Genomic DNA, 12092 nt, shown 5'->3' with positions numbered 1-12092 from the left:
TGGCACGACCTCATCGCACGACGGCCAGCATCTCATGCACGTCGTGCGTCATCACCGCCAGAAAGGCCAGCAGGCCGATGTAGGCGGTGGCGTAGGTCAGGCGGGTTTCGGCGGAGGCCACGTAGTAGCCCGCGTGCGCCGGGTCATCGGCCCGAAAGCGCCAGGCCTTCATCACCTGCGGGATGGCCATGATGGCGATCATGATCAGCACCGGGTTGAGCGGGTTGCGCCACAACAGAAAGCCCATCACGGGCACCCCCAGCAGCCACAGGCGCGGTGACAGCACCGCCGTGATGCGCCCGCCATCCAGCGGTGACAGCGGGATCAGGTTGAACAGGTTCAGGAAGAAGCCAGCATAGGCCACGGCCAGCAGCCACTTGCCGCTGTGGTCCAGGTCGCGTGCCAGGAAGTAGCAGACCAGTGCCCCCAACGTGCCCAGCAGCGGGCCGCCCAGGCCCACATAGGCTTCAGTCTCGGCGTCATGCGGCATGTCCTTCATCTCGATCCAGGCGCCCATGAAGGGGATGAAGGTGGGTGCGCCCACGTTCAGGCCGCGCTGGCGGGCCGCGATGAAGTGACCCATCTCGTGCACGAACAGCAGCGCGATGAAGCCGGCGGCGTACTTCCAGCCATAGATGAAGGCATACACGACCAGCGAGATCAGCATGGTGCCGCCCGTGGTGAGCAGCTTGCCGAACTTCAGGCCGCTGAACAGCAGAAACAGGATCTTGAGCATGGTGGGCAATAGGAAGGATCAGGCCTTGTCGCGCTTGAAGAACTTGCCAACTGCGGCGGCCACGCCGGCACCGGCCAGCAGGATCACCTTGGCGAACTTGGCGAAGAAGCCGGCGGCCAGCGCGAACATGCCCAGCTTCTTGGCGGCCAGGCCACCCACCAGCGCGGCCAGCCCGTACTCGGCCACCTTGTCGGTGGACTGGTTGAAGTCCGCATAACGCTTGCCTTCATTGAAGTCCAGCGCGGCCAGCAGGGTCTGGGCATGGGCCTTGTCTTGCGGGATGGCCTGCAGCGCGGTGATCAGGTTGAGCGTGATGTAGCCCTCGCGGCCCAGTGCATACGTGTTGTAGTTGATGCTGGTGGGCGCATCGGCCGGGGCCCCCTTGTGGCGGGCCGACATGGACCACACCAGCCGGTGCGAGGCCTCCGTGTAGGTGGGCTTTTCCACCCAGCCCAGGATGTCGAGTTCGGGGTAGCCGTTCTTGCGGCGTTCCTCGTTGGAGGCTTCGGTGCCTTCCTTGAGGCTCTTGAACATGTCGTCCACGTTCCAGTTCTTGGCGTCATCGTCCTTGATGTAGCCGGCGGGCTCGTACTCGGCCACGACCATCCAGTCCTGGTCCTCGGCTTGCGGGAAGATCAGGCCCAGTTCGCGCTCGTCGGGGCGGTTGCCCACGGCCTTCATGAACTGGCCTGCGGCCGGTTCAGGCACCCAGACATAACCTGCAGGCAGTTTCAGCACGGCCTGGTCGCGCAGCTTGATCTCGGCGGGCCCCTTGATCTGGGCGCCCTGCATGGTCTTGACCGCTTCCTCGACGGCAGCGCGGTGGGCTTGTTCCTGTTGAGACAGGTTGGGCGCGTCCTCGGCCCATGCGGTGGACAGCGCGGCACCCATGATGGCCAGTGTGGCCAGCCCCTGGCGAATCCAGTGTTTCATTTTTTTCTCTCCCTTTCCCTGTACGACTTGTACGAGCACAACAAAGCCGCCAAGCGTATCAGGAGTGCAAGGGATGAGAGGAGGCTGCGCGCGAGGCTCGGGCTCAATCGCCGATCAGCAGCTGCGAGGCGCCCTGTTGGTGCGTGACGCGGCCTTGTGCCAGCGTCAGCGCGCCTTCCACGAACCAGCGCACGGCACGCGGGTACATCACGTGTTCCTGCTTGAGCACGCGTGCAGACAGACTGGCTTCGGTGTCATCGGCCAGCACCGGCACGGCGGCCTGGGCGACGATGGGGCCGTGGTCCAGATCGGGCGTCACGAAGTGCACCGTGGCACCGGCCAGCTTGCAGCCGGCCTCGATGGCGCGCTGGTGCGTGTGCAGGCCGGGGAAGGCCGGCAGCAGGGAGGGGTGGATGTTGAGCATGCGCCCCTCGAAATGGCGCACAAAGCCTTCGGTCAGGATGCGCATGAAGCCGGCCAGCACCACCAGGTCGGGCTGGTAGCCGTCGATCACGCGGGCCAGTTCGGCGTCAAACGCCTCGCGGGTATCAAAAGCCTTGTGGTCCACCACCGCGGTGGGGATGCCACGTGAGGCGGCGAACTGCAGGCCGCCAGCCGAAGCCTTGTTGCTGACCACGGCCGCGATGCGGGCGGGCCATTGCTCGCTGGCACAGGCGTCCACGATGGCTTCCATGTTGGAGCCGCGCCCGGAGATCAGGATGACGATGTTTTTCATGCGGCCCAGAGTGTAATCGGGGCCCACCCCGGGCAGTGCCCCTGCCGGGCCCCGGAAAAAGGGGCCTGCACCTACAATTCGGCACTTTCCCCGTCTGTTTTCCCGTCCGATCTCCACCCGAGCCAGCCATGACCGTACGCGTTCTCACCGGTATCACCACCACCGGCACCCCCCACCTGGGCAATTACGTGGGCGCCATCCGCCCCGCCATTGCCGCCAGCCGCGAGGCCGGGGTCGAGAGCTTTTTCTTCCTGGCTGACTACCACGCGCTCATCAAGTGCGACGACCCGGATCGCATCGAGCGTTCACGCCTGGAAATCGCCGCCACCTGGCTGGCCGCCGGCCTGGACACCGAGCGCGTGACCTTCTACCGCCAGAGCGACATCCCCGAGACGACGGAGCTGAACTGGCTGCTGACCTGTGTGACCGCCAAGGGCCAGATGAACCGGGCGCACGCCTACAAGGCCTCTGTCGATGTCAACGAAGCGGCGGGCGAAGAGCCGGACGCCAACATCACCATGGGCCTGTACTGCTACCCCATCCTGATGGCCGCTGACATCCTGCTGTTCAACGCGCACCGTGTGCCGGTGGGCCGCGACCAGGTCCAGCACATCGAGATGGCGCGTGATGTGGCCCAGCGCTTCAACCACACCTTTGGCAAGGGCCGCGAGCTGTTCGTGCTGCCCCAAGCCGAGATCGAAGAGAGCGTGGCCACCTTGCCCGGCCTGGATGGCCGCAAGATGAGCAAGAGCTATGACAATACCGTGCCCTTGTTCGGCGGCGGTGCCAAGGCCTTGAAGGACGCGATCGCGCGCATCGTGACGGATTCGAAGTTGCCCGGCGAGCCCAAGGACCCGGACAGCGCCCACCTGGTCACCATCCACGATGCCTTTGCCGATGCGGCCACGCGCGAGGCCTTCCACGCCGACCTGCGTGCCGGCCTGGGCTGGGGCGACGCCAAGCAGCGCGTGGTGCAGCTGATCGAAGCCCATGTGGGCCCGATGCGCGAGCGTTATGCCGATCTGATGGCCCACCCCGAGCACATCGAGGACATCCTGCAGGCGGGGGCTGCCAAGGCGCGTGCGGCGGCCACGCCCTTCCTGGCCGAGCTGCGCCATGCCGTGGGCCTGCGCCCGATGCTGGCCGTGCCCCAGGCCAAGGTGGCCAAGGCGCAGGCCAGCAAGTCCGAGCTGCCGGTGTTCAAGCAATACCGCGAGGCCGACGGCCAGTTCTACTTCAAGCTCACCGCTGCGGACGGCGTCTTGCTGCTGCAAAGCCAGGCCTTTGCCGAAGGCCGTGAGGCGGGCGCCTGGGTCAAGCGCTTCAAGACCGAAGGTGCCGCGGTGCTGGGCGATGCGCCCGTGAGCCTGGCTGAAGGCGTGACGCATGACGCGGTCGAAGCCGCCTTGGCGGCGCTGCAAGCGCATGAGGCCGAGCAGGCTGCGGCCAAGCCGGCCAAGGCTTGAGCAACGAGCCAAAGAGCGGCATGGCGGGCATCCACATCACCGACATCGAATCGGCCATCAACTGGTGGCGCGAGCAGCGGCCATCGCCCGATGGCATCAGCCTGTGCGCCGAGGTGCAAAAGCTCGCCGAGGTCTACGCGCTCATGGTCTATTACCGCGAGAACGAGTGCGACGAGGCCACCATGCCGAAAGCCGCGCGGCAAGCCTGGCTGGCCTGGTACGGCACCACACCCGACACGCCTTGCATCGCGATCTGCTCGACCAGCCAGGGTGATGACCTGTGCAAGGGCTGCGGCCGCACCTTTGATGAAGTGCAGCTGTGGCCCGAGATGAGCCCCGCTGAAAAACGCGCCACCTGGCGCCGCATCACGCTGGAGAACACCGCCTGGCGTTTCAACCGTTATGCCGAGCGCGCCCGTGAAGGCGTCAGCCAGGCGCCTGAAGCAGCCGCCAATGCGGGGGAGGGCCCGAGCAGCCAGGCTGACAAGGGGCCGGGCGACAAAGCCGACCAAGGCGGCCAGAGCGCCGCCTGACCCCGATCAGGCCCGGCGGGCCTGCGCCTCGGCCTGAGCTGTGCCGGCCTGCGGTGCGGCCTTCTTGCCCAGCAGCGTCTTCCACAGGAAGGGCCACACGAAGGTCAGGAAAGTCTTGAGGTCGGCCAGGGCAATGCAGGGCAGCTCGGTGCCGCGCTGCCAGCTCGGGTTGCGCTGCTCGAAGAAGGCGATGTCCGGGTCGGCGGCACGCATCTCGGGCGTGATGGCCGCCACGTGATCCTTCAGGCAATTGGCGTTGTCGCCGAAGTCCAGCAGCATGCTGTCGTGGTCGAGCTTGCCGGGGAACATGGCCTCGCAGTATTCGGTGACCAGGTCCTTGAGTTCGGGCTGGGCGTTGCCACGCTGGGGGTAGAAATCAGGGAAGTTGCGCGCCAGCAGCAGATAGGTCTTGTAACCCTTGGAGATCAGCAACCAGTACTGCGGCGTCAGGGGGGATTTGAGCGCCTCCCAGAACAGCTTGAGCGCGAACGCGTTCTGCAACGAGCGCGAACCCCAGTAGTTGCGGTCGATGATGGTGTCGCCGCTGAACAGGCCCTTGGCCTTCTTGCCGCCCAGCTTGAAGGTGTAGATGCCCAGCGTTGAAAAACCCACGATCTCCTGGGTGGACTTCTTGCGCACGATGAAGGCGCCGTCCTTCTTTTCCAGGTCATTGATGAAGGTCGACAGCGGGCTGAACGCGTAGTTTTCTTCGAACAGGGCGTGCATGCGGGCAATGTCCACGACACTCAGGGTGTTGACCTTCTGGTAGCGGGTGGTGAGCATGGGCGACTGCTTTCTGGTGTTGTGTTGCGACTGCTGTGGGGCCGATTGTTGAAGTTGGCCAGCAGCCCGCCCGAGAGGGTCAACCCTGTTATTTAACGAATACCCCTGAATGAGGGGTGTTTGAAACGGTGTTATTTCCCTAGTAAACAGAATTGAACGTTTGTTTGAAATCAAGTTTTGGGGGCCTTGCGCCCCGCCGTTGATTCAACTCAAGGCCGGCGGTATCGGCTTGAGCGGCCCCTTGAAGCTTTCCTTCGCCAGCTTGCCGTTCAGAGGCGCGAAGTCGATCCACTGGTCGGGCACCGCGTAGTCCGGCAACTGGTCCAGCAGGTGGCGGATCAGGGTCAGGCGGCCCAGGCGCTGGTCGTTGAAATCCACCAGCGTCCAGGGGGCGTGCTTGGTGTGGGTGGCCTCCAACATCGCGTCGCGGGCCTTGCCGTATTCCTCGTACTTCTGGCGGGCCATCAGGTCGATGGGTGACAGCTTCCAGCGCTTGAACGGGTCATCGCGGCGTTCGGCGAAGCGGCGTTCCTGCTCGGCCTGGTCCACCGTCAGCCAGTACTTGAACAGCAGGATGCCGTCATCGACCAGCAGCTTCTCGAACACGGGCGCCTGCTTGAGGAAACGCTGGTACTGCTCGTCGTTGCAGTAGCCCATGACTTTTTCCACACCGGCGCGGTTGTACCAGCTGCGGTCGAACAGCGAAACGTTGCCGCCCGCAGGCAGGTGGGGCACATAGCGCTGGAAGTACCACCGGGTGCTTTCCTCCTCGGACGGCTTGGGCAGCGCCACGATCTGGTACTGGCGCGGGTTCAGGCACTCCGAGATGGCGTTGATCACGCCGGTCTTGCCCGCCGTGTCACGGCCTTCGAACAGGATCAGCATCCGCTTGCCGGTGTGCTGCAGCCAGCGGGCCATCTGGTTGAGTTCCAGTTGCAGGGGCTCCAGGCGCTCTTCGTAGTCCTTCTTGCTCAAACGGTCGTCGTGTTTGTGGTTGTTGGCCATGGGCTCGCGTTGTCGGGCTGAGATGTCTGCCACCTTATACCCAAGCGCGCGCAGGAGCCAGCCCCCGCAACCACGTCGATCCGGAACGGCGGGCTACTGTGGTACGGCGGCCGCTTGCGCGCGTTTGAGCGAGTTGGCATGCTCCACCGGCCGGATATAGCCCTTGGCCAGCGCGGCGTCTGCTGCAGCCTTGTATTTGTTGACGTAGTCCTCGTGTGTCGGGTAGAGCGACTGGAGCTTGCTGGCCGTGAAGTAGTTGGTATTGCCGCCCGCCACGCAGGCAAACAGATCCAGAAAGGCCAATGAGCCGGTTGTGAAGTTGACGTGACCGTACCTGGCGATGGGCACGTCGATTTCCGGCAGGCGCAGGCCCCCGATGGCATTGCCATTGGCGTCCTTCTTGATGCCGCCCAACCAGTCGCGTTGCAGGCGTGGTGCGGTCGGGGGGGCGATGCCCGTGGTCATCCAGTTCTTGAGGTGATCGAACGCCGCGATCTCCACCTCGTAGAACGGCATGGCGTTATAGGGGCTGCCACATTCGGGCGGCGTCCAGCCTACCTCGCGCGTGCTGACCTTGCCAATGCTGTCGAGCAGGTACTGGTCGGCGTGGGCGGAGCCGGCCACCTCCCAGTGCCGGATGAGGTCGGTGTCAACCTGCCTGGATGTGCCCGGTTGCAATGCCACATCCATTTCCGACTGCAGCAGGAAGACAGGCACATTGGTGTCGCTTCGGATCGCCGTGTTGAGCGGCATGCTGTCGCTGGACGCCAGCTTGGCCCCAGAGCTGGTGCGGCCATGTATGAACAGCCCATCAAACACCTTGTCCAGCGGCTGAATGGCATTGGCATAGGTGATCAGGCGCATGGCCGATTGCGAATGGCCTGTGGCGATCAGCTTCTGAGGCTTGAGGCCACCCAGTATCAGATGGCTCTGGTCACGCAGGGCCTGGGCCGTCTGCGACAGGATGTCGTACGAGATGTCGTCATCGGGGATGCTGCCAGCCGCGTAGCGGCTCCCGTAGGCCGTGAGCTTCTGGACACCCTGGACCCCCACTTTCTGGACGTTGACGCCGACATAGGCATAGCCCTCGCGCAGGATGGCCTCGTGCGCCATGCCCCAGTCCACATCGAGGGGGTAGCCCGTGCTGACATTGAGCCACTCGACGATCACGACGCCATTGAAGCGGGCCGGGTCCGTTGGCCGGCGCACGATCATCATCGTGTTGTAAGGGGTGTTGCTGGAAACCACGGAGGCCGCCCACTTGCCGTCGCTGCCCAAGGTGCCGACGCCTTTGAACTTGCGTGCCAGACCCGAGATCGCGTACTCGCGCTCGGTGAAGCCGAACTGAGCCAGGTTGTCCACGTCGGCGCGGTCGCCGTAGCCGGGGGTATCGGGCCCGGCGGTGACGGCAGCCTGAGGTACCGCGGCCAGACAGGTGATGCTGATGCAGGCCAGCACGGCTGTTGCGGTCATTTGCAGGAGGTGTCTTCCGTGAGTTGTCATGGTGTTGGATGTGCTGTGGGTTGCCGCTCACTTGCCATGTTGGCTGGCCCCTGAGGAGCGGACAGCACGATTCTGGTGATCCCTTATTGAAGGTGTCAGCCTTGCTTCAGACAATGTGCCTATCCTTTTTTGCCATGGCCACGCACGTGTTTCTCAACGAAGTACCAGGCGCGCATCTGGCGCCGCCCGTACCCATGCCTGTTGCTGCCTTGCTGTGCAAGCTGGCGGTGGAGCGTGGCGTTGAGCAGGCCGCTTTGCTGCAGATGGCAGGTCTTCGCATGGATGCGCTGGACGACCCGGAAGCCCTGCTGGCGGCGCCTGACTATGCCGCGCTGATCTACCATGCGTTGCGCATGACCGGCGACCCGTGCTTTGGCATTGAACTGGGCATGCATGTGCCGCCCACCTTGTTTGGCTTCCTTGGCCTGGCCCTGATCTGTGCCGACACGCTTCACGAGGCATTGGAGGTGGGCGTCCGCTTTTCGCCATTGGGGTCACGCTTCATGGCCATCTCGCCAGACTGGCGCGATGACGGCGTGGTCCTGACTTTCACGGAAAAGATGCCACTGGGGTTCGCCCATCAGTTCGCAGTCGAGAGCACCATTGCAGCCTGGCTCAATTGCGCGCAGCACCTGGGCGGGCATCGGGTTCAGGAGGGGCATCTGCAACACGCGCACATCAGTCTGACCTGGCCCAGGCCTGCTGCCTTTGTGCGATACGAGAAGTGCCTGCCGCGCACCAGCTTTGAATGCAAAGCCAATCAGCTCTTCATCCCGCATCAGCTGCTGGCCACGCGCCTGACGATGGCACAGCCGCTTGCAGCCAGGCAGGCTCGCGCGCAGTGCGAGCAGGAGCTGGCCAAGGTGCACTTGAGCAGCGAGTCCTTCTCTGCTGCTGTGGCGGACGCCTTGCACCTGTCCGATGATGGCTTTCCCAGTCTTCCCCAGGTGGCCGAGCGCATGAACCTGTCGCCGCGCACCCTGGCCAGGAGACTGGAGCGCCAGGGCGTGAACTTTCGGGATGTGGTCAACGAACGCCGTCGCCTGGAGGCACTGAACCTCCTGCGTTCTTCCTCCATGCGCATCGACGATATCGCCCTGCGGCTGGGATACCTGAACCCGGCGAACTTCACGCGGGCCTTCAAGCGCTGGACGGGTGAGACGCCCAGCGCGTATCGGCAACGTTTTCAGCTCGTCTCAAGCGGCGATTGACACCTCGGGCCTCTGGTCAAGGCGCAGGCAGCCTGGCCAGCGCGGTGGCCCGCTTGCGGTTGTGCGCATCGAAGTGCGTTGAAATGAACTGATGGAGCTGTGCGTCCCGATCGAGTTCGCTCAGATTGGGTTGTGCCTGCAGCCGGCTCCACTCTGCACGGGCGAGGGCCACCTGCTGATCGAACTGACCTTGCTGTGCATCCAGCGCCTCCAGCTGTGCAGTCACCTCTGCGCCATAGCGCGCCATGCGTTCCGATCGGATGGCTTGCGCATCCTTGTTCGTGCTGGGCAGTGGCACGGGATCGCTGCTGGACGGAGGCGGTGGGCTGCCTGTTGATGCACGTTGATAGGTGGCAACGAACTCCTGGTCGTCCTCCGCATAAAACGCCTTGGCCCAGTCTTCGCCCAGGATCTGCTTGCGATACTGCTGAGCCTCTTGCAAGGCGGGCATCCAGCTGGAGATGTCGGCCATGTCGACGTTGTGCCGGTAGGTGTGATTGCGCACATCCCAGTACTTGTCATAGATCGCCATGATCTGCTGGGCCAGTTGCGCGCCGTTTGCCTTGCGGGCTTCGTCTTCGATGAGCGCACGCACCTCGGCAACAGAAATTTCTCCCAGGCCGTTGATGTAGTACTCGAAGCGTTCGCGCAAGCCCAGGCACGGCGTCAGCGTCGAGGCGGTGCTTGCACACCAGCTTCCGAAAGCCTGGGTTCCGGAGAATGAGCCTTGGTACAGCACGGCACGCAAGGTGTCTGGAGATCGCACACCGGCTGGTCTCGGTGATGGGGTATCAGCAACCACCTCTGATGCGGTGGTGCCGGCGTCAGGCTGCAACCAGGCCCAGGCTGTGGTCTGCCTGGCTGGTTGAGTGGCGGTGGTGCCTGACGCATACCAGCGCGCAGACACGGCAAGGCCACCTGCCAGTATCACCACGCCTGCGGTGATCCAGCGCCTTCTGTGATCGTGGTTAATCTTGAGCAACATAGAGGGAGGCAAGGCAGAAATGCAGGCTGTGATCGCCGGCCTGGGCCAACGATCACAGTGAGACCGAGGGGGCTCGAACGCGACCCCTCGATACGTTCAGGCCAGGGTCACAGGCCCTTGCTTGCCAGCATCTGTGCAAGCGAACGGTAAACGTCCTTGGGCGAAGGGGCGTCCTTGCCAATCAGCCCCAGGGATTGGTTGACCTCGTCGAAGTGGTTCCAGGGGTAGGTCTTGATGTGCTTGCCCCAGTATTGCGAGGACGTTTGCACCACGCCGTCCGCCACGACATCCTTGAATACCGTTTTGGCCGTTGTGCTGACGAGCAGCAAGTCGATCACGTCGAGGCTGTTGGTCGTGCCGTTGGCATCACCCGCGATGGAGAAATACTTCACCCCATTGCTGCCATTTTCATTCGTGCCGGGTGTGCCCTCCACGGCGGGTGCACCTTCAGGGTACTTCTTGTTGAAGGCCACGGCCGAGGCGTAGGTCATGTCGATGGCGGCTGTCGATGCGCTGATCTTGTCTGCATTGCCGTCATAGCTGGATGCCAGACCCAGCAGCTTGAGCAAGGAGGTGCCGAACGTGTCCAGCCAGTTGCCTTGAGCGATGGTCTTGTCATTGACCATCTTGTCAGCAAGCGTCGAACCCAGGTTCACGCCGCCCACGGTGGTGGCGCTGGATACCAGGTCAGGGCGAACGCTGGCGGCATAACGAACGGTCGGGCCACCCTGGCTGTGGCCAACCAGGTTGAATTTGGTGACCTTGTTGGCGATCTTCCAGGCTTCCAGTTGCTTGACCAGCTCTTCACCGCGGTATTCGGAGGTCTGCGACGGATTGACCTGCGCGACCAGCACTTTGACGCCGTCCTTTTCCAGCGCCTTGGTGATGCCATACCAGTAATCCAGACCCAATACGGTGTCAAAGCCGGTGAAGCCGTGAACCAATACGACCGGGTTCTTCGGGGCGGCAGCGTGAGCGCCTGTGACGGACATGGCCGCAGCGGCTGCGATGAGGGCCATCTTCGATTTTTGTTTGAAAGACATGTTTGTCTCCTGGTGTGGGGAGGTTGTGCGTCGTGGACGCGGACGAGCTTGATGAAGCGAATGCAAAGCCGCCCAGGCGGCCTGGGGCATCAATGCCGGGCTGCTGGTGCAACTTGCTGTCCGAAGTCTGGGAGGCCAGACGCTTCCCACGTGAGCACCCAAAAAGACAGTTTGGTTATCAATTTCTGCCAGGCATGGGGGTGGTCAAAAATGATAGGAACCATGGCGTCTTTGAATCTCATGCGGAGGGGGGCGCCGTCCGCACAATCGCGGGCTTTGACCTACAGCTCCAGCCAATCATGTCCATTCCTTACTTGCGCTCACGATGGGTCTTCGTCACGGGTGGCGCCTCCGGCATCGGTCTGGAAACCGCGAAGGCTTTTGCGCATGCCGGCGCCAACGTTTTCTTGAGCGATGTTCAGGCTGATGCGCTGGAGCATGCTCGCCGGGAGATCGCCGGCATGGGGGTGGCTTGTCGTGCTGCTTTGCTGGATGTGTCCCATCCTCACAGCGTGCAGGGTGTGGCCGACGAGTTCATGCGTCAATGCGGCGCGCCAGCCGTGGTCGTGAACAACGCTGGCATTGGCTTTCTCGGGCCCTTTTTGCACACACCGCTGGAGGCCTGGCGGCGTGTCCTGGATGTGAACCTGATGGGCATGGTGCACGTGTGTCGGGCCTTCATGCCCGGCATGCTGAAAGAGGGGCTGCCGGCACACATCGTCAATGTGGCCTCTGCAGCGGGGCTGCATCCGGCCCCCAACCTCAGCGCTTACAGCGCCTCCAAACACGCCGTGATGGGGCTGCACGATGCGCTGGCCATGGAGTTGAGGGGGACGAACATCGGCTTGTCCGTGGTGTGCCCTGGCGTGATCAACACCCCCATCGTGCGCAACCGGCAGGCTGTTGCAGACATTGTTCCGGGGGCGCAACTCGACAAGATCGCGGCCTACTACGAGAAACATGGCGCACCACCGGCCTTGGTTGCCAGGCGCATCGTGCGCGCCGTGCAGCGGGGCGAGGATCTGGTCCTGGTCGGCCCGACTGTCAAGCCGCTCTACATGGTCAAGCGTGTCTCGCGCCTGCTGGCCAGCCTGGCCACGCTGGACGCCTGCAAGGCCAATGGTTACCTCTGGCGTTATGAGCGCGAGCGATGAGCTT

12 protein-coding genes are annotated in these 12092 nt (G+C 63.4%); 4 read left to right on the top strand and 8 right to left on the bottom strand.

Annotation, left to right across the window (positions count from 1 at the left end; all coding sequences use genetic code 11):
* Positions 1-10: 10 nt before the first annotated feature.
* The 3 genes from JY96_RS06070 to purN form a co-directional block, all read right to left on the bottom strand.
* Positions 11-736 (bottom strand): site-2 protease family protein, encoded by a 726-nt coding sequence (locus JY96_RS06070; RefSeq protein WP_035041499.1) that lies wholly within the window; start codon positions 734-736, stop codon positions 11-13.
* An 18-nt stretch (positions 737-754) separates the two neighbouring features.
* The gene (locus JY96_RS06065; protein ID WP_035035825.1) at positions 755-1669 is read right to left on the bottom strand and encodes a DUF2167 domain-containing protein; all 915 of its coding nucleotides are present in this window, start codon (positions 1667-1669) and stop codon (positions 755-757) included.
* A 103-nt stretch (positions 1670-1772) separates the two neighbouring features.
* Positions 1773-2405: a phosphoribosylglycinamide formyltransferase gene (purN, locus tag JY96_RS06060; protein WP_035041497.1), complete on the bottom strand. Its 633-nt coding sequence runs from the start codon at positions 2403-2405 to the stop codon at positions 1773-1775.
* Between the two features lie 128 nt (positions 2406-2533).
* Here purN and JY96_RS06055 point away from each other — a divergent pair, with 128 nt between their 5' ends.
* Complete coding sequence (locus JY96_RS06055; protein ID WP_035035823.1) at positions 2534-3871, top strand: tryptophan--tRNA ligase; 1338 nt, start codon at positions 2534-2536, stop codon at positions 3869-3871.
* 20 nt (positions 3872-3891) lie between these two features.
* Complete coding sequence (locus tag JY96_RS06050) at positions 3892-4404, top strand: DUF3717 domain-containing protein (protein WP_081961075.1); 513 nt, start codon at positions 3892-3894, stop codon at positions 4402-4404.
* A 6-nt stretch (positions 4405-4410) separates the two neighbouring features.
* Here the strand turns inward: JY96_RS06050 and JY96_RS06045 are convergent, their stop codons facing one another.
* The 3 genes from JY96_RS06045 to JY96_RS06035 all read right to left on the bottom strand — a co-directional run bounded on the left by JY96_RS06045 (position 4411) and on the right by JY96_RS06035 (position 7665).
* Entirely contained in the window at positions 4411-5187 is a 777-nt protein-coding gene (locus JY96_RS06045; RefSeq protein ID WP_052162194.1) for a hypothetical protein, read from the bottom strand.
* Between the two features lie 204 nt (positions 5188-5391).
* Positions 5392-6192 (bottom strand): polyphosphate kinase 2, encoded by an 801-nt coding sequence (gene ppk2, locus JY96_RS06040; protein WP_035035821.1) that lies wholly within the window; start codon positions 6190-6192, stop codon positions 5392-5394.
* A gap of 93 nt (positions 6193-6285) precedes the next feature.
* A complete protein-coding gene (locus JY96_RS06035; protein ID WP_052162193.1) occupies positions 6286-7665 on the bottom strand; it encodes an alpha/beta hydrolase domain-containing protein in 1380 nt (459 codons plus the stop codon).
* 164 nt (positions 7666-7829) lie between these two features.
* On the opposite strand from JY96_RS06035, the gene JY96_RS06030 reads away from it, so the two are divergent.
* On the top strand, positions 7830-8906 hold the full coding sequence (locus JY96_RS06030; protein WP_161784248.1) for an AraC family transcriptional regulator: 1077 nt from the start codon (positions 7830-7832) through the stop codon (positions 8904-8906).
* Between the two features lie 16 nt (positions 8907-8922).
* On the opposite strand, the gene JY96_RS06025 is transcribed toward JY96_RS06030, so the two are convergent.
* The gene (locus JY96_RS06025; protein WP_161784247.1) at positions 8923-9813 is read right to left on the bottom strand and encodes a lipase secretion chaperone; all 891 of its coding nucleotides are present in this window, start codon (positions 9811-9813) and stop codon (positions 8923-8925) included.
* Between the two features lie 185 nt (positions 9814-9998).
* On the bottom strand, positions 9999-10934 hold the full coding sequence (locus tag JY96_RS06020) for a triacylglycerol lipase (protein WP_161784246.1): 936 nt from the start codon (positions 10932-10934) through the stop codon (positions 9999-10001).
* Between the two features lie 299 nt (positions 10935-11233).
* On the opposite strand from JY96_RS06020, the gene JY96_RS06015 reads away from it, so the two are divergent.
* Positions 11234-12088, top strand: coding sequence for an SDR family oxidoreductase (locus JY96_RS06015; RefSeq protein WP_052162191.1), 855 nt, complete (start codon positions 11234-11236; stop codon positions 12086-12088).
* The last annotated feature ends 4 nt before the right edge of the window (positions 12089-12092 follow it).

Origin of the sequence: Aquabacterium sp. NJ1 (genome assembly GCF_000768065.1) — a bacterium.
GTDB lineage: Bacteria > Pseudomonadota > Gammaproteobacteria > Burkholderiales > Burkholderiaceae_C > Aquabacterium.
Note: the sequence above shows the minus strand (reverse complement) of the source record. Positions and strands in the feature narration are given on the sequence as shown.